Raw genomic sequence first — 17,932 nt, forward strand, 5'->3', positions numbered from 1 at the left:
AAGCCCGTCCACTGGCACTTTTTTCGGACAATCCGCGTTATAGAGACCATTAGCTTTGTAAGCCCATGACCGGTTCACAACTTTTCCAGCGTTACCTGAATCAGCTATCGGCCGATGATGCATCGACGCGTGAGCAGGCGGGTATTGTGATGACGGCCGCCAGCCTGGTACCCCTCTCTGATCTGTACCAACTGCTGGAAGAGGCTGACCGGACCGGCAAGCGGCTGGAGCTGGTTATGCCGACCGTGGCCGGGCCAGCCCACCCCACCGAGGTTCGGCTAGTTGCCGCCTAGTTCGCTCAGCAGTTTTTTCACCAGCTTACGCGTATCCCGGTAGAGGTCGGGCCATTCGGCTTCAAAGACCGGATTCTCCAGAAAGTAGTTTTCCCAGGCATGCGCTAAAAACTCCGCTTCAGCAAAGCCGGGCGTTTTGTAGTACGTCACCGAATGCCCAAATCCATACGCTGGATTGAGTGCCTGCAAGGTATCGGCCATGGCCAGCGTTTGCTCAACGGCATCGTGATCAACCGGACCACTGAACGCCTGCCGGGTGCGGGTAGCCGCGGCTGCGTTCAGCCGGGCGTAGCCTTTGTCCTGCTTGGCGGCCAGTTTACTGCGATACTTATCCATGAGCACCTTGACATCGGTGCGATCGCGGAGCCGGTGGTGCCAGTCGGTGGCGTGACCGTATTCGTGGTAGATCACCCCCTGGGCAAACCACTGGCTATTTTTGGCCCGGGCATCGCCCGTATTCACGTTCACGAAATCGTTAGGCGCGTCGGGCTTGGTTGATGGACTGTAGTAGTACCCCCGGCTGTTACGTTCCATGGGGACCGGATGGGTCAGCGGTCGAAATACGTCCGCATTGATGGATACGCCGTACTCGGTTTGATAATCCGTCAGCGCAGTGGGCACATTGGGCGCAGCCGGCTGAACCCGTAGCGCCCCGTCTTTCCCCTTCACCAGATCAGGTCGACGGCGCATCGCTTCGCGGTCGCTGATGGCGCTGTAGTGATGGCGGCACCGGTAGCCACCGGCCATCTCAAAGGGCGCGTAGCCGGCGCTGGGCTTACCCTGAAACTTACCCCGGGCCTTGTCGAGATAGCCGCCGTAGGCATCCTGGGGCGTGCCGAACTTCTCGATCTCGGGGCGCAGAAACACCTTCCCATCGCGGGCCAGACAGAACGGCCGGGAAGAATCCAGCTTACCCCCCAGGTAGAGAAACGCCCGCATGTTGAGACCCTCGGCGAAGGTCTGCTGGGCCAGCCGGTCAGCCTGCTGGTAGGTGTCGTAGGCGACCGTATCGTAGTGGCGGTTCCAGAGCGTTTTCTGACCCGGTGGGGTGATGAACGCACGGAGGTTCTTTTTGAAGCGCTCCAGGCCTACGTTAGCGGCCCGCTGGGCGTAGGCGAACTGCTGCACCTGCCGCCGGACGGTGGTGTCGCGGGTGAACAGATCAAACAGGCCGTTTGGCACGATCTCACCGGTGGGGGTCAGCCCGAACCGGTCGGCGATGGACTGCTGCACGGTTTTTTTGACCCGGCTGAACAGCGCTTCATTCACCGGCGTACCGCCCATGGTCTCACCCACAGCGTCCGAGAAATAACCTACGTTCAGATCGGTAATGGTCAGCAAATCGGCGCCGAACTGTTCCAGCACCGGCACGTGGTTCGCCTGCTCGAAGCGGTTCAGGATCCGGCTGAGGGTTTTGGGACTGGCCAGGATGGTATCGGCACTGGCCATCAGGTCGGTATAGAGGTTTCGGCTCAGGGCGGCCAGCCGCGCATCGAGGTCAGCCTGTAGCTGTTCGATCTTACCGATGCGCTTCTTGGCGTTGTTTTCGTTCATGAATCGCCTTGTAAATTTGGTTAGCCACCCAACCGGTTAAATACGCTTGCGGCTCATCGTTGTCTACATCAAGTAAGATTCCGCACTGCTTAAAGACGTGATTGACGATGTGAACGGTTTCGTGAGCTATAATGCCTATTGACGCATCTGGCTTGATGTGCAAAACCATTTCGTCTTTTTGAAACATCACGTACGCATCGTATTCCGGCTTTTCAAGAACCTCGCTGACCAGAATTCGAAGGCGCTCAAAATAAAGCGGAATCTTTACGACGGTGCCTCTCATCCCTCTACCTCTTGCGGCTGCTGACCGATGCGGGACATACTCACGCCCTGGGGCAGGCGGGCCTGTAACGCCCGGACTTTTTCCATAACTAGCGCATCGCGTTCGGCATAGGGCAAATCGTAGAACGTAGGTGATGAAATCTCCAGCTCACCAAAGATGATGTCACTATTCGCCCACAGCACGGCCATGTCAGCCGGGATGCGGCCCGTCGAATCGAAGTACTCGAATTCTTCCAGCGTTAAGGCGAAATACGGTATGTGCTGCTTTTTGATGAAGTAGTGGTGCAGGGCGGTGGGATCACTTTCGTAGGTCTTACGGGCGATGTCGTCCAGAATCTGCTCGATGAGAAAGGCCGGCGCGTTGGATTCCCGGGCGAGTTTGAGATCGTTCTGGAGTTCACCGATGCTGGCCATCTTCAGATCACGGGGAAACTCATACAGCGGTTTCACCTCACCCGATACGTTCATCAGAGACGCCGTGTGCCGAACGATGGCTTTGTAGACGACCGACTTCTGATCGGCGTAGGGAAGCAGTGTATTGTTGATGTCATCGCGGGTGACAGCCACCTCGGTAGCGGTCTTGGCGATGGCGATCTGACCGGACGTTTTTAATTGGTAGTCGGTCGAGAAGATGGTGAGGTAAATCTTCGACTGAATCCCCTCGACAAGCTCGACAAAGCCGTTGACCGTTTCCCAGTCGGGCTTATCGGTATGACTCAGCTCGGAGAGTTTGAGCATCTCCGAGGCCATCATGTTCTGGGTGAGCGGGAAGCGGATGCGGTCCTGCTCGGAGCGGTGCGCCTGAAAGCCCGTACCCCCGCACTCGCGGCACTTCTGGCCCGAGGTTGGATGGCGGCCTTCGTTACAACCCACCCGGTAGCCGTTTTCGATCTCACCCGGGCAGGGCAGGGCGTACTCGGTGAGCCGGGGAAAGCCGTGCAGCCAGCTGACCAGATCGGAGCGGCTTTTGACGTTCATCAGCTCGCGGAACTGATCGAGGGCCGAATGGAACGCCCGGCTCACGACCGTCAGTCCGTGGGTCTGGGCATCCGGCAGATCACCCAGCCGGACGGCCGGGGTCTCTTCGACCATCGGCGCAAACTGCGCCATCCGGTAGGGCACCGCGGCATCACTGACCCAGTTCTCACCATCCGGAATGTCGATGCGGTCCACATCGTCGTGCAGCTGGTAGTAGCGCACCTGAAATGGCCCGCTGTAGAGAATCAGATCGGTCAGCGTGAGGGTCTTGTTCTCGGTCGTCTTAAACGACTGCTCAAGGGCCACCAGCAGAAAGTCCAGCTCCCCGCGGGTGTAGCGGAAGTTATAGACCTGGGGCGATTCGTAGAGCACCGCGTAGGGCCGGGCGCGCTCCCCCAGATCAGCCCGGAAGGGAGCGAACTCCAGCACGATAAACGCGTTGGGGTCGTAGAGGCTCACCGTGTCGTAAACTTGGGACAGGTAGTCGTCCAGACTCCCCTTGCGCGAAAGGCCCTCGGCGCGGAAGTTATCCAGCACGTCGGTTAGATCGCGCTGGTCCCGATCGGTCGTTCCCTCAAAGTTAAGACCTTTCTTGAGGTCCTGAATGCGGCTGATCTGGCCGAACTTTTTAACCACCGGTGAGGCCACCGACGACAGGTTCTGAAACGTCAGGTCGAGCCGCTGTTTGAAGGCCTGCTCGTCTTCGCGCCGGGTGAAGCGGCTTAGAAAATCCGGCCAGCACTGACCGGTGTAGATCGTCATATAGGCTGTGCGCAGATCAACCGTGCGGGTGTAGCCCGCGTGACGCAGGCTGGTGTTGATGGTTTCCCGAACCAGGGCGTGGGCATCCTCAGCAGTGAAGGGCATAAGGCCAGTGCGATTAGTGCGTGCCGTCCTTAGGGCTCAGGCTGGCCAAGATGGGTATTACGCGTAAAATACGTGTATAGTACGTAAAAATGCAAATAATTAGCTCTTACCCAGCCGGGGCGTTTTCTTCCACTGCAAATACAGCTGAAACAGCATCGAGCCAACCAGATACGTAAACGCTGACAGGCAGTGGCCGTTCTTTTCGTAGCGGTCACCGTCAGCGTCCTTAGCGATGGCTTTCAGGATGGAGCCGTCCTTGCCTTCCTTGGTGTTCTGCAGGTCCCGGATCAGCTCGGTGCAGTTTTCATCGATCAGAATCTCGACCGGTAGCAGACCCGCCAGCACGTCATTAATGAAATCGCGGAAATTGATGTTGACCACCACGGCCGGGTTGACCTGATTCGACGTGGAGGTTAGATAGAGTTGCAGCTCCTTGCGGACCGTATCGAAACGTCGGAGCGTTGGGCCAAAGCCCTCAATGCGGTTGTTGCCCTGCCGGTCGCCGTAGTAGTAGACGGGCAGGCGCGATTCCCTGAGGTAGTCATTGATCAGGGCCTGACAACAGCGATCGGTGCGGTTATCGGGATTACGCAGCGTGTACTCCTTGAAAATCCGGATCTGGAGCCGGTCCACCCCCCGCACGAGCTGAGCCGCCAGCTGGGTCATGTAGGGCTTTACGTTGAAGTCGTAGGACGCATGAAGCGGAACGCCCGGAATAAAAGGCACCTTGGCTACGTGCCGACTGAACTCGAATGAGGAATACCACTCCCCGCCGGTCTTTTCCTTGATGTCCCAGTCCCCTTCTACGAAGCGCTTGTACTTGACGGGATTGGTTTGTTTCAGGCTTTGCAGGGATTCCAGATACGAGGGTTCCAGTCCTGCGTTATCTTCGATCGTGGCGGGAATGTACAGCCAGTTGTCGGGCAGGGTCCCGTTCAAATACCGATCGTAGAACATGGCCCTCGCCCATTCGTCGGTCGGGTTGAGCGTCACGAAAATGATGGGCGGTGGCGTCTGGCCAATGTGCTTGGCAATGAAGTAGGAGCCGGCCCGTTCCAGCGCTTTCTCAAACGTCGTCTGCTCTAACTCCTCGATCTGCTCCAGCCAGATGTAGTTTACCTCCAGACCGTTCCAGCGCTTGCGTTCAGGGTCATTGGGCGCCTGCTCGGAAAAGAACTGGAACGAGGATCCGTTGGCAAACTGCCAGTGGAATTTAGGATCACCCAGAAACTTCTTAACGAAACTGTTCGGCATGGCCTTTTCCACCGTCGGCAGGGTCGTGTTGCGGAGGGTTTCCAGCGAGTCACGGACAACAATCGAGCGCGAACCAGCAAAGCGCTTGTGCAGCGTCAGCAGCGTTCCCAGCACCCCGAACGATTTACCACCCCGCACCGCTCCCCCCATCACAATGACCCGGTAGCGGCCCGAATGGGCGGCATGGAAAAGCTGGGCCGCTTTGGGAAAGCGATGAGGGTCGAAGCTGACGAGGGATTGCGGAGCGAGGGCGGTCATGTAACTGATTTTAACTGTTTTAACAGATCACGACTAAAGCCAATATAATTATGATCGGTATATCCATAAGTGTCTGCAAATTGAAAAAGGATGTTCTTTAAATCCGTATCAGCATGTTTCTGCCCATTTATAGCAATCTTTTTATTCCGACTCAAACCAAAAGACGTTACACTATGATCACGCATAAAATGTTCTACACACTGAACTACGGCTTTAATTTGAAGGTCGGTTATCATTCACAAAGTTGCTTTTCCTGTTCTAATAAATGATTCAAAAGCGACTCATCCAAGTCTTCTTTAACTACAGGTTGCCTTGGCTTGTCATAATCAAACTTATAGCCATTGCGTTTTTCTTTGAAGTAAAATTCATCAACCTCATCAGCAATGGCTCGGGTCGGCAAAATCTGCCAATCTACCATTTTTTTTATGTGAACTATCCTAGCCACATTAGGCTCGCCCGTAAAGTTATCTATGGCTTGAACGATGTAACGGAATTCGTCACACTTGCCACTTATAAAACACCGATAACGTAATACATCGCCATCCCAGATGTAGGCGTACATGCCAACCAGGTTAGACATAGTGCCAATTGGAGTTATTACTTTCTTAGTTTCCATCCGTTTTTTATAAAATCAATAATGCGTGAAATTAGAGACTTTTTAGGAGCTTCTGAATACTGAGAAACAGGACTAGAAAGAATCTTTGCCCCCTCACTTGCTAAATGCTGGCGGATGTGGGACAGTTGATCAGCCCGAACCGAATCAATATCAACAAGCTGACCATCCGCCGTTTCTATCAGATGCGGACGACGAAACATATCCTGCACTTCTTTAAGCTTCCTACAGGTTTCCCTAAGCTCCATCATGTTATCAACATGACGCTTCCAATTTTCGACCGGCACTTTAACATAATCGCCATCATCCCCACGGAGGAGTTTGTTATACTCTTTTACAGTAAGCAGGACGTAGCTTTCACCTTCTCCGTATGTCTTCATAGTATAATTCCCTCGAATTCGGTGAATTTAAAACGTTACAAAATAGGCTCCAGTTCGTTACCCAACTGCTGAACAAGTATGTGGATAGGCCGTAAGATTTCAAGGCTATCCACATCGGTTTCGGCATCAATGGTTGCGCCTAAATCGTCTGCGAACTTCTCTAACAGTTCATACAGTTCGTTCGTCTGTTGCTTTGTTATCATCTGATCTCGGTGGTTTTCCACCAGGTTGGTTGTGGTTAGTAAGGTTGAAGCACCCAACACGGCGAGGGTGTACAGTAGTCGCCCGTCGGGCCGTTGGGTGGTTAATTCATCGATAAAACTAAGTTCAGTTGCCAAGGCCTGAAGTCGGGCTTATTCCAATTCGGCTCACGTCGTAAACATACGTAGCAGGTCATTATAGGCCCGCCCATGTAGTTGTAAGTCCAGATTGTTGCGTTCATTTCCATCGTTTCATTCGACAGGCTACCCACCTGCGGGGGTTAAAACTCCAGCGTCGTCCCATCAGGCAGGGTATAGACCGCCCGGGGCTTACCTCCCGCATCGCCCGGCACCTGCTTATAGCGGCCGTGGAGTTGCAGGATTTTGTCCAGGGCAGCATCGGCGGCATACAGTTCGATCTTGGGGCCGTGCTCGGTCCAGCTCAGCGACTTGATGCGACCTTCGGCTTTGGCCCTGGCCAGCTTCACCAGATCGACGGTCACCTCATCGACCCAGACGGCTTCACCCGGCACGTCCCGGTAGGCAGAAGGGTTACGTTCGAGCTCCAGCGCGTAGCGGATGCCCTGCAGCTCGCGTTTCTTCTGTTCGATCTTGTGGGCATCCAGATCCTTACCCGCAAGACCCGCCAGCCGGGCGAACTCCTCCTCAAATTCCATCTCGGCATCCAGTTCGTTGATGAGCTGCTGGAGAGGCTTGCGAACCGTCGGCGTCTTCAACACCTTATGTATGATAAGGAAGTCATTTAAGCGGGTTTTGGCAATGTCGGCCATCTGCTTAAAGGCTTCCCCGGCGCTCATGCCGAGCTGTTCACCCAGGTAGTTAATGGCGGCTTTGATTTGAGGTTTCCTTAGGTTCTCAGCACCAGACGCATACGCCGTCTTTTCGGAGTAGCCGGCCGTCTTAGCCGCCCTGGTTGCGTTGCCGCAGTCGATGTAGGCTTCCACAAACCGGCGCTGTCGGGTGGTTAATATATCCAGTGGGGTTTGTTCCGGCTGATCCATGTTCGTTACAAGTTTCACAAATATAACACGTTTCAAAAGCGTATTACCACGGATGGTTGTTCTCCAGCCTGGTCGGTGGATTGCGCCGTTGGACCTGCACCCCAACGGTAAAGCGCTTAAGAAACCAGACGGCCGCCAGCACCGCGATAACCAGACCAGCCAGAATCAGAAACGCCGTTCGCCAGCGTTTAGCCTGTTTCTCGAACTTTGGATCGACGCCCCACAGCTGGGTTCTGATCACGCCGGGAACCCGCTTTTCCACCACCACCGTATCGCATTCAGCCAGCACGGTCGTATTGGTCGGCTCGCGGATAATCGTCACCGTTGCCCTCCCCTGCCGAACACGCTCCACAATGCGGGTCGTATCGGTCTTAACGACCAGAATACTCGAGTCTTTGGGCACCGTTAGCTGAACGGTGGTGTAGGTCGTATCGTTCACCGTGCGGCCGTACTTGCGAAAGGCCTTCTCAAAGCTCGTGCAACTGCTCAGGAGGAGCAGAATCAGCACCGGCAGGAGTTTGATCACCTCGAAGTACACGCGCCGGCTGATGGGCAGTTGATGGCCCGATTGCAGGGTCACCGTACCCCCTACCTTGGGATCGAACGCCGAACTCTTTTCCACGAACGCCGGATTGACCAGAAAGGACTTATGGATCCTGACGAAGCCAGGCAGGTGCATGGCCACGGCTTTCACCGGATGGGATACGACCAGCATGCGTTTACTGAGGGGCCGGCTGGGATCGGCGTAATGAATCTCGGCGTAGGGGCCTGAGCCCTTGACGTACTGAATCTGATCGGCTTCGAGCCGGCTAAGAATGGGTTGCATGGGATTGGGGTTGGTTAAATTGTTCGACGGATTGGGGGCGCTGGCCCCGTTGCAGCTGCTGCATCAGGGCCATGAAGGCGGGCTTCGAGCGGATGATGACGTACTCGTGACCGCGGTCAAAACACTGGCGCATGAACCGGATCTGCTCGCGGCTCTGGGACTGGCCCGGTAGCTTCATCTCGATAAAGCAGGTAAAGCCACTGGCCAGGTATTCCAGATCGGCAACACCCTTGACCACACCTACGGCTTTGTTGAGGTTGCCCTTGATGCGGTTCTCGGAGTTGTTGTTGTTGCAGTGCAACAGACCCCGCTCCTCGGGGTATTCATTCCAGTGCCATTGAAAGCATTCGCTTTGGAGTTTAGCTTCGCTCCAGTTGGTTTCGTCGGGTTGAATAAATGAGTCCATCGTACGCTTTTTAGTGTTGCTTCACGCCCAAAACTGATAAAAGTAGGGACAAACCCCCCTTTTTTTGCCCTGTCCCCCCATTCGAACTAAAAAGGGGGGACAGATAAGATATTCACTGTCAATAGGTTAGGCTCGCTGTCCCTACTTACCCTACTTTTTTGGCCAAAAATTATTTTCTATATACGTATAATACGTTTAACACACATATATACCCCTATACCATATACCCTGTGTCTCTCTACTCTCGTAATATTAATTCTTATAAAAAAGTAGGGTAAGTAGGGACAGAGGGTATAAATACGCTGTATATCAGTAGCTTATCTGTCCCCCCTTTTCAAAAAAAAAGTAGGGCCGGTCCTAGAAAAAGGGGGGACAGCGGCTCGTCAGACCCTCAGCACCACATCATAGCCGTACTCCCGGAGTCCATCAGCGGCCCGTTTCCGTTTTTTCTCGTAGCCAAGTGCCGACAGTTCGCGGCCAATCATAGCCTCGGATAATTTACGGTTATTGGCCTTGTTTTCCAGGTACAGCATGATCTTCAGAGCGCTCATAAACACCACATCCTGACCGCCTTTTCCCGTCGGTTTCTCAACGTACGCTTCCAGCAGTTGGCGCTCCATGGAATGCACTTCAAAGCCCTGAATTTCCTCGGCAATGCGGGCAACATCCTCCTTGCTGAGGTGATGGCGCTCACCGGCCTGATACGCGTGGTAAGCCTCCATCAGCAGATCAACCTTATCAATGGCGTTGTAGGCTTCGTAGTCAATCGAGCGCACGTGAATGGCCACGATCTTGCGGTTGTTGTCAGGATCGGCAATGATCTGGGTGGGGTTCGACGTGCCGCACATAACAGCCAGCCGGCGCCGTTTGACAAACGCCTTGCCGTAGGGCTCCCGGATCGTAAACCGATCAATGCTGGCCAGTCCTTTCAGGGTTTCGGGGTCCTTGACCGTCGGGCCTTTCCATTCGTCGTTGAAGGTGATCAGATTCTCGCACATGATCATCTCGGTATCCTTACTGACGGGCCAGGTCGTTTCGGCAAAGTAGCGGTTTAGCTCAGCGGGCAACAACCGGCGAAACCATTCCGTTTTGCCCGTGTTTTTGGGGCCGGTCAGGACCAGAATCAGCGGGGAGTGCTCATCGAAGACAGCCGATATGATCCCCAGCATCCATTTGCGGATGATAAACTCGGCGTAGTCGGGAAAGAACGAACTGCCCTCCAGTCCGGTATACGAATCAATCGTATCGGCCAGCGCTTTGATCATGCCGGTTGGCCGGCGGTGTTTATGCTGCTCAAAGAAATCCTGAATGGGATTATACGTCGGCGTAAACGGCGAATGAATGAGCTTGTTGACCATCTTATCGGTGATCTTATCGCTGACCCGTTTGTAGGCATCGACCCAGATGCCGTTAAAATCGTCGTCCACCAGACTACGGCCGTCCTGATCTTCGATGTAGCGCGAGATGGCATTCCGGCGCATGGGAAACTCCTTACGCAGGAATATCTCCAGCTGATCGAACAGCGTCTCATCGGTCTGAATCTCCTCCTTGGCGTCGTAAACCTGCTTAACGATGGCCTGGGCCTCGGCAGGGTCTACCTTTTCCATCCGGATCAGCTCATCGACCGTGCCCTCGCGGCTTACTTTTAGTTTCTTCCGTAAGGCCGCCAGCGAGACGATGTCGCGGGTCTGCTCGGTCATTACGTCGAGACCCATCGCCTTGCAGCGGGCGTAGAGATACGAAATGGTCACCGTATGGGGGTTGACCCGCATCAAATAATCAAACTTGCGCTCGGTTTCCCGCTCGTCGTAATCCGGATGGAAGCGGCTGAAGCGGTCGAAGTAGTCCCGGGCCTCTTCACCGTACTGGGCAATGAGCGACCAGCCGAGCTTGATCCAGTCTTCATACGAGCCGGTAATGTCCAGCGCCCGGCCTTCCACCTGCTCCAGCAGATGATCGATGTCGCGGCCCGTATGAATGAATGTACCGATGGGTTTGGCCGCTTCGCGCCGGGCTTTGGCCGTGGGGTACTCCCGGAACAAGGGCGGCTCCGAAGCGGCTACGTACAGGTCGGGATCGTGGGTGACAAATCTGAGCCGGTTGATGTTGCGGCATCCCTTATCGAAAGCCGCTACCAGCCCGTAGGTTTTGGCGTAGTAGTCGCGAAGACCGTCAAAGCTATCGCCCCACCGGCCGGCATCGACCCGGACCAGCGCGAACAGACCACGGCCACCGACGGACTTACCGGCCGCCATCGTGTACTTGTCGGCCATAAGCTGCTCACGCACCCGCTCCAGATCGTCGTTGAGCTTATCGAAGTCGATGCCCATCACGCCCGAGGGTTCGACCAGCCCCTTCTCCGAGCGGTCCTTGCAGCGGCCCGACAGAATCACGAACTCGCCTTTATCCTTGGCGGCTTTGTAGCCGTCTGGGTTGGTATCCCGGTCGATGGCCCGAACGGCGTCGGCGTACGCTTTCCAGGTAGGGTTCGTGCGCACACCGGTGAAGAAATCCTCCAGCGAGATGTCCAGACCGATCTTATCGCCGTAGTGCTGGTAGTAGGTAATCAGGGCGTTTAGGGTGGTTGTCATACCAGGGGAGTGGGTATTAGAATAAAGCGAGTTGCTGAACCGGCTGCGTTGTTTTAGGCGTTCGCACGTCAATCAGCCAGTCGTCATATTTTAGGTACTCTTCCAGTAGCAGCCACATTGGTTCCCATTCAGGCATGCACAGATAATACGCGAGCTGCTCACGGCCGGGCCGACTGATCAGACCGTAGTGCGTATGGTAGGCCCTGCTGGAATCCGAAGGGATTTGCAGCCACCGATCGCACTCGGTAACAAATTCGTGCAGCGCGCCCTTGATGGCGGCCTGCCGAGTAGCGTAGGGCGTTGAGTCGGCACAGATATAGCTTTGATCCTTACCTCCGTCCAGACTTAGCAGCGACCAGCCCCCACCTACCCAGGCTGACAAACCATACCGCCAGCCGGGGCCGGTATAGCCCACTTTATGACCACCCCGCCAGACGGCTTCATGGGGTGTCTCGAAGTAGGCAACTCGGATAAAGCACATGATATTGGGCCGATCCCCGTAGGTGCAGATGTTAAGTACGGTATCCCCGTTCTCGCAGATGATCCGGCCGTAAGGACCAAGGTGCCAGTCGTACTTTGGCTTTTTCATAGCGCATCTCCGGTTTCAATCAGATCGAAAATACTCAGCGCCGACTGGGACACTTCCAGCCCCCGCACGTGCTTGATGCCATCCTGCCAGTAGGCGGTCGTCAGTTCGGTGGCCAGCGCCCGGCGCTTCATCTTCAGGGCCTGATACGGCACCGACATAATGCCCCCGAAGGGATCGGCTACCAGCTCACCGGGGTTACTGTAGCGCTCGATGAGCCGTTCGATGATGTCGAGCTGCAGGGGGCAGATGTGCTTGCCGTTGCCCTTCTTGACCTGCTCCGAGTTCAGCGTCCGCATCCGGGTAATGTCGTCCCAGATGTCGGGGTGGTTCGCCTGGGGTGGCACGGCCATGAACGTCGAAGGGAGCTTTTTGATCCGGTCCAGCGCTTCGCAGATCGCCACGTGGCGGTGGTAGTCGTAGCGCTCGGTGGCTTCCAGCGCCTTCCAGAGTTTGAGCACGTCCCTGAGGTCGAGCCGGCGCAGGGCCTCCTCACTCACCAGCCGCTCGCCCGAGGTCTTCCAGTGGGCATGGGCGTCGAGCTGCCAGCGGCCCCGGCTGTACTGCTCTTTGCTGTGCGTTACCGGAACATCGGCGTAGGCGTTGTCGGAGGAGGTCGGCGCTTTGCGAAATACGAGCACGTATTCAGGCAGGCCCGCGCCCATCTTGGTCATATCCTTGCAGGCTTCACTCCAGCCCAGGCGGTAGGTCTGATTGTTCTCCTGCACGACGTCGGTATCGACCGTGATGCGGGTCAGCAAATGAAAGCCATGTTTACGAAAGCAGGCCGTCGTCTCGTCGCTGAAGGGATCAATCGAGGTAAAGCCCGTACCGTTCATATAGCTGTAGCGGATCCGGTCCTTGACGTGGATGGCGGCAATGCGGCCGGGTTTGAGCGTACGGTAGAGGTGCGGTACCAGAAAGTCCATCTGCTCGAAGAACTTTTCGTTGGTCTCGTTATGGCCAAAGCAGTTGTAGTTCTCCGAATATTCGTAATGGTTACCAAAGGGGATGCTGGTCACGATCAGATCGAGGCTGTCGTCAGAAAACGTTTCCCACTCGGCCACGCAATCGTTATTGATAAGCGTCCAGCCAACACCTTCGGCTACCTTACGGCCGGTGAACAGCTCCCGTTTCAGTTCCTGCTGGTAGAGGTCACTGTTGAGCCCAAACCGGCGGATGATGTCCGTCATCTCGCTTTGCAGGGTGCGGTGCTGCTGCCACTTCTGCATGAGGGTTTTGTAAATCTCGGTTTCGGCATCGGTGTAGATCACGTGCACCTCGCAGGGCCGCTCCTGCCCAAAGCGGAAGATGCGGTGCACGGCCTGGACAAAGTCATTAAACTTATAATCAATGCCCACGAAGACGGCCTTGTGGCAGTGGTATTGCAGGTTGACCCCGCTGCCGGCGATTTCGGGTTTGGTCGAAAGAATTGGGTAACGACCTTCAGCAAAGCCGGTCAGAAACTCTTCCCGCTGGTCCATGTTCTGCGAGCCCCAGACGGATTTGCAGGTGGTTCCCAGCCTGTGCTGAATGGTTTTCCGCTCATCTTCCAAATGGTGCCAGATCAGCCAGTGGTTATGCGGATCGTTGAATACCAGCTCGGCCATCTTTTCAATCCGATGGGGCATGGATTCCCGTTTCTCCTTAGCGGCATCGGTCAGCGATTTGGAGGAGTCCGGCACGAACGTCGACTGTCCGGTTTTACGGTCGACCGAGACGGCCCGCTCAAAGCTGATCAGGTGGGGCACGACCGTCAGCTCGGGTAAATCGTAGCCGGCGTCGTCATAGCCTAAGTCGGAGGGCTTGGTAATGAAGCAGGCCCATGAGCTCATCCACAGCCAGAACTCCCGTTCGCGTTTGGCGTAGAGCGTCAGGTTGCCGGCCGTCGTGCTGTCACGCTCAAAGAAGCGCGTCAGGGCCTGACCGCGGTCCATGATGCCCAGATACTCGGCGTAGTTGATCAGCTCCAGGTAGCGGTTGGGTGAGGGCGTAGCGGTGCACACGAACCGGAACGGCACCTGCTGAAACGTTTCCAGGATGGTCTGGGTCGTGTCGGTGTCGAGACTCCGCAGGATACTGGCCTCGTCGAAGGTGACGGCCAGAAACTGAGACGCATCGATCTGACCGCGCCGGATGCGTTCGTAGTTGGTGATGTAAAACACCGTCCCGGCGTCCATCTCATCGGTGCTGGTAATGTAGCGAATAGGCGTAATGCCGAGCTTCAGCCCGTCGCGTACGAACTCATGCTTGACGCCCAGCGGACAGACGATCAGCACCGCCCTGGTGCCATCACTGTAGTGGTGCAGCAGGCGCAGCGTTTCGAGCTGAATCATGGTTTTGCCCAATCCAAAACTTGCAAATATGGCTCTACATCCACCTTTACAAGCCCATTGAACAATATCGCGTTGATGCGGCTTTAATATCGGGTGCAGTTTGTCTTGTGAAATCTGAAGCCCGGTTTTAGGGGCAAGTGTAATTTTACTTTCGAGAAATTCTTGATATGTTCCCATTGCTCAAATTCAATAATTTGTAAGGTTCTAAATCGAAATCGGGGGTGGAATGAACAATAGCGTGCAAGCGTTGATTAGGAAGAATTGCCAGGTTTTCCGGAGCGTTGTTGTGTTTATTTTCATCTATATGATGGACAACCTCCCTGCTTAGTAGTGCCCTGCCTAAGAGCTTTTCGGCTACTACGCGATGCTCATGCCTTCCGTTTAGCTTTACGTAGGTCGTGGACTTGATATGCTTTCTCCTACTTGAATTATAGCACGTTGCAGAACAGTAGTGAGTGCTATTATCCCTTACTTCGCAGACAAACTTGCTCACTGATTTTCCACACTGGGCACACTCAACCTCCGTCTTAGTTTTAGTGCCCTCATACTTGCAAGTTCTGGAGCAATAGACCTGAACTTTGCCAACCAACAGTGAGGGGAACTTTTCAAAAACTTTCCCACAAACGGGACAAGTGCATTGTACTTTACGAGATGGCGTCTTCATACGAAAGGGATTGGTAAGTTACGCTTATCAAGCGTATTTATAAAGCTTAGTAAGCCGGCGATGCCTGCCGGAAGGGATGCGCTTCGAGATCGTGACTGGGCTGCAGGATGGGCAGCTGGTAGGGCTGGTAGTTTTCCCAGCCTTTTTTGTAGCCCCACAGGTCAGCCGCGGCTCGGAGTTCATCCCGGAACTGCGCTTCGCTCTGGGCCCGCTGGCGAATGATGTGGATCATCCAGCCTTTCTTACGGTCACGGGCTTTGCGGATCTGCTCGAGTTGTTCAACACGTAGCTCCGGCCAGTTGGCGGCCCTATCCAGCTTCAGCACCTCCCGAAAATCCGCCACGACTTCAAATTCAGCGTCGATGCCCACCGATGGCGCGCTCTCCTTTTTGGGGAATTCGTACTGGCACTGGGGGCAGATGGGTGCACTGGCCCGGATGATGGCCTCGCAGCTGGGGCAATCCTTGACCGGGGCCACGCCTTCTTTCTGGGAGGTACCTTTGCGCCCTTCGAACTTGGCCCGCCAGTCCCGGGGCGATTCCCACAGGCCCAGCTCGCGGTAATTGCCGCCCATGTCCAGAATCCTAAAGTGATCCTTGCCGGGCGCAATCCGGCTCCCCCGCCCGCAGGCCTGTAGCCAGTAAGCCTCCGAGGTGGTGGCCCGGTTCATCACTACGCACTCGACGGCCGGATCGTCAAAACCGGCGTTGAGAATGCCCACGTTGCACAGCACCGGGAAGGCGCCACTCTTGAAAGCCATAATGATTGATTCGCGCTCATCGGGATCGGTGTCGCCGTCGAGGTGCCGGGCCGGAATACCCGCCCGGTTGAACTCCTCGGTGACGGCCAGGCTGTGCTCGACGTTCACGTTGAAGACGATCGTTTTCAGCGGGTGGCGCGGTCCGTCGCCACGGTCTCGAAGGCAAAACTCCCGGTACTTGTCCAGCAGACCGGCGTACACCTCACGCTTGGCAAACACGTCCATCTGAGACTGATCGGAGTACTCCCCTTTCTTGTCCACTTTGAGCTTCGAGCGGTCGACCTGTTTGGCGGAAAAGGTAACTGCCGGGGAAAGAAAGCCCATCTCGATGAGCTCCGGAATCTGCACCGGACAGACGATATCCGAGTAGTAGTTCGAGAGCGGGTCTTTCTTACTGGCCGCGATGGGGGTCGCCGTGGCTCCGATCACCACCGGGTTCAGCGCCTGTTCATCCCAGTAGCGGAACAACCGCTTGAAGTTCCCCATGTGGCACTCGTCGATGATCACCATCGTCAGGCCCGCGGCCAGGTCGGGCATCTTTTCGATGCGCTTCATGTAGGTATCGATCATGCCCACAAAGCAGCGCGCCCGCCGGTTGATGTGCCGGTTGTCGGCCGTGATGCGTTCGATGCGCAGGTTCCGCTCCGAGAGCGCCCCGCCCGCCTGGGTCAATAGCTCGATGCGGTGCGTGAGGATCAAGGCCCGGTTGGTCAGATTGCGCCCCAGGTGCTCATCGACCATGTGACTAAACGTCTTGGTCTTTCCCGCCCCGGTGGGCAGACACAGCACTACCCGGCGATGACCGGCCCGGAACGAATCGCGCAGCATCTCGATGGCGGAAAGCTGGTAAGGTCGTAGTTGGATCATAAACAGCCTTTTTTAATAAAGTAGTTGTACCAGGTTACCCAGCTCCCTTCGGTGAAAAATCCCCAGACGCGTCTACGTCTGCCCATCAGGCACAGCGTTACGGCTGTTCGCTCGCCTAAACGCTTACCGATTTTGGCCCGGTCCTGGGTGTTTCGGTCATATATAGGGTGCAGTTGTACCCAGTGCGCGTGCGTAGCCGGCCGGTACAGAAGCATGCCCGGCCAAATGCGACGGGACTTACCACCGGGCAACCGTTCGATGTACCCCCGCCACAAAACCAGTGTCCAGAAGTTCCAGGGGTGATCGTGAAAATCCGGATGATCTGACCGGTGGAAAACGTGTAAGCATAACTGCCATGTTTTACGCTGAATAAGCGTATACCGGGTCAAATAAGGTATACCCGCATCACCGCGACCCTCACAGCCATAAATGATCTTCTTACTTATCATACCGGTTACTCTTTCTTGGATGAACTACTGCCCCCTTTGAACAGAATCGAACACAGCAGGCTTAGCTTCAGCGCGTCCCAGAAGTCCAGCACCGGCATGTGAAAGAGCCGAACGGCAACATCGTTCCAAAGCAGCTGAACCGGCCATGCCAGCAAAACGGCGTAGAAAACGAGAATCAAAGTGATGGTACTTAGTGAGGCTATTGTTTTCATGATGGTTAGTTGTTAGTTGATTGCTGTTGAAGGTTGATGATCTGAACGCTCAGGCGGTTTTCAGGATCGGCCCGGTAGGCCTGCCAGCTGGCCATCTGGGCTTTATAAGTTTCTTGGCGACCAAATTTCCCAAATCGATCCGGCCGATTAGGCGGGCGTTTCGGTTTCGGCATGTTGTAATCCAGCGCCGACAGGTGCGCCTGCCGGATCAGTTTCAGAATGCGCCGGCACTGGGTTTCGGTGGTAGCCGTCCGGGTCAGTTCCACGAACGGGCCTTTGGCCACAATCTGGTATTTGGGTTGGCGTTTCATACGGTACGGTTTTTTAGCGTGGACCAGATCAGCATCACAAGGCCGGCCAGATTGCCCAGCCGAAAGCCCAGGGTCGGGCGGTAGCGCCGGCCAGGGCGGTATCCCAGCCGGCGAATCACCAGCGCGGTCCAGACGATCACTACCAGCAGGGTGACCAGCAGCAGCGATGCGGAATGGGAGGGATGGAACATGAGTGACATTAGTAAGATACGTTTGATAGTGG

Annotated in this window: 20 protein-coding genes; 1 reads left to right on the forward strand and 19 read right to left on the reverse strand. The window is 55.5% G+C overall.

What is annotated here, in order from left to right; all coding sequences use genetic code 11:
- Positions 1-65: 65 nt before the first annotated feature.
- Positions 66-293 carry a hypothetical protein gene (locus DYU11_RS11580; protein WP_119667831.1) on the forward strand — a complete coding sequence of 76 codons (228 nt, stop codon included), beginning with the start codon at positions 66-68 and terminating at the stop codon, positions 291-293.
- Here the strand turns inward: DYU11_RS11580 and DYU11_RS11585 are convergent.
- The 19 genes from DYU11_RS11585 to DYU11_RS11680 form a co-directional block, all read right to left on the reverse strand.
- Positions 279-1,847, reverse strand: coding sequence for a hypothetical protein (locus DYU11_RS11585; RefSeq protein ID WP_119667832.1), 1,569 nt, complete (start codon positions 1,845-1,847; stop codon positions 279-281). The genes DYU11_RS11580 and DYU11_RS11585 overlap by 15 nt on opposite strands.
- Entirely contained in the window at positions 1,813-2,130 is a 318-nt protein-coding gene (locus DYU11_RS11590; RefSeq protein WP_119667833.1) for a hypothetical protein, read from the reverse strand. The genes DYU11_RS11585 and DYU11_RS11590 overlap by 35 nt, the downstream gene beginning before the upstream one ends.
- Complete coding sequence (locus DYU11_RS11595; protein WP_119667834.1) at positions 2,127-3,974, reverse strand: hypothetical protein; 1,848 nt, start codon at positions 3,972-3,974, stop codon at positions 2,127-2,129. Before DYU11_RS11595 ends, DYU11_RS11590 begins: the two co-directional genes overlap by 4 nt.
- 99 nt (positions 3,975-4,073) lie before the next feature.
- Positions 4,074-5,486 (reverse strand): phage terminase large subunit, encoded by a 1,413-nt coding sequence (locus tag DYU11_RS11600; RefSeq protein WP_119667835.1) that lies wholly within the window; start codon positions 5,484-5,486, stop codon positions 4,074-4,076.
- Positions 5,487-5,718: 232 nt separating this feature from the next.
- Positions 5,719-6,102 (reverse strand): hypothetical protein, encoded by a 384-nt coding sequence (locus tag DYU11_RS11610; RefSeq protein ID WP_119667837.1) that lies wholly within the window; start codon positions 6,100-6,102, stop codon positions 5,719-5,721.
- Positions 6,084-6,479, reverse strand: a complete 396-nt coding sequence (locus DYU11_RS11615) for a hypothetical protein (protein WP_119667838.1) — start codon at positions 6,477-6,479, stop codon at positions 6,084-6,086. Before DYU11_RS11615 ends, DYU11_RS11610 begins: the two co-directional genes overlap by 19 nt.
- Before the next feature lie 35 nt (positions 6,480-6,514).
- On the reverse strand, positions 6,515-6,817 hold the full coding sequence (locus DYU11_RS11620) for a hypothetical protein (protein ID WP_119667839.1): 303 nt from the start codon (positions 6,815-6,817) through the stop codon (positions 6,515-6,517).
- 143 nt (positions 6,818-6,960) lie between these two features.
- Positions 6,961-7,719 carry a terminase small subunit gene (locus tag DYU11_RS11625; RefSeq protein ID WP_199736710.1) on the reverse strand — a complete coding sequence of 253 codons (759 nt, stop codon included), beginning with the start codon at positions 7,717-7,719 and terminating at the stop codon, positions 6,961-6,963.
- A 25-nt stretch (positions 7,720-7,744) separates the two neighbouring features.
- Complete coding sequence (locus DYU11_RS11630; RefSeq protein ID WP_119667841.1) at positions 7,745-8,527, reverse strand: LytR/AlgR family response regulator transcription factor; 783 nt, start codon at positions 8,525-8,527, stop codon at positions 7,745-7,747.
- Positions 8,511-8,933, reverse strand: coding sequence for a VRR-NUC domain-containing protein (locus DYU11_RS11635; RefSeq protein ID WP_119667842.1), 423 nt, complete (start codon positions 8,931-8,933; stop codon positions 8,511-8,513). The genes DYU11_RS11630 and DYU11_RS11635 overlap by 17 nt, the downstream gene beginning before the upstream one ends.
- 383 nt (positions 8,934-9,316) lie before the next feature.
- A complete protein-coding gene (locus DYU11_RS11640; protein ID WP_119667843.1) occupies positions 9,317-11,524 on the reverse strand; it encodes a VapE domain-containing protein in 2,208 nt (735 codons plus the stop codon).
- Positions 11,525-11,540: 16 nt separating this feature from the next.
- Entirely contained in the window at positions 11,541-12,113 is a 573-nt protein-coding gene (locus tag DYU11_RS11645; RefSeq protein ID WP_119667844.1) for a hypothetical protein, read from the reverse strand.
- Complete coding sequence (locus DYU11_RS11650; protein WP_119667845.1) at positions 12,110-14,623, reverse strand: DNA methyltransferase; 2,514 nt, start codon at positions 14,621-14,623, stop codon at positions 12,110-12,112. Before DYU11_RS11650 ends, DYU11_RS11645 begins: the two co-directional genes overlap by 4 nt.
- Entirely contained in the window at positions 14,592-15,110 is a 519-nt protein-coding gene (locus DYU11_RS33950) for an HNH endonuclease (RefSeq protein WP_119667846.1), read from the reverse strand. The genes DYU11_RS11650 and DYU11_RS33950 overlap by 32 nt, the downstream gene beginning before the upstream one ends.
- 46 nt (positions 15,111-15,156) lie before the next feature.
- Entirely contained in the window at positions 15,157-16,737 is a 1,581-nt protein-coding gene (locus tag DYU11_RS11660) for a DEAD/DEAH box helicase (protein WP_119667847.1), read from the reverse strand.
- Entirely contained in the window at positions 16,734-17,186 is a 453-nt protein-coding gene (locus DYU11_RS11665; RefSeq protein ID WP_119667848.1) for a hypothetical protein, read from the reverse strand. The genes DYU11_RS11660 and DYU11_RS11665 overlap by 4 nt, the downstream gene beginning before the upstream one ends.
- A 5-nt stretch (positions 17,187-17,191) precedes the next feature.
- The gene (locus DYU11_RS11670) at positions 17,192-17,398 is read right to left on the reverse strand and encodes a hypothetical protein (RefSeq protein WP_119667849.1); all 207 of its coding nucleotides are present in this window, start codon (positions 17,396-17,398) and stop codon (positions 17,192-17,194) included.
- A 5-nt stretch (positions 17,399-17,403) separates the two neighbouring features.
- A complete protein-coding gene (locus DYU11_RS11675) occupies positions 17,404-17,709 on the reverse strand; it encodes a hypothetical protein (protein WP_119667850.1) in 306 nt (101 codons plus the stop codon).
- A complete protein-coding gene (locus DYU11_RS11680) occupies positions 17,706-17,900 on the reverse strand; it encodes a hypothetical protein (protein ID WP_119667851.1) in 195 nt (64 codons plus the stop codon). The genes DYU11_RS11675 and DYU11_RS11680 overlap by 4 nt, the downstream gene beginning before the upstream one ends.
- Positions 17,901-17,932 lie beyond the last annotated feature (32 nt).

Origin of the sequence: Fibrisoma montanum, assembly GCF_003583365.1 — a bacterium.
Lineage (GTDB): Bacteria > Bacteroidota > Bacteroidia > Cytophagales > Spirosomataceae > Fibrisoma > Fibrisoma montanum.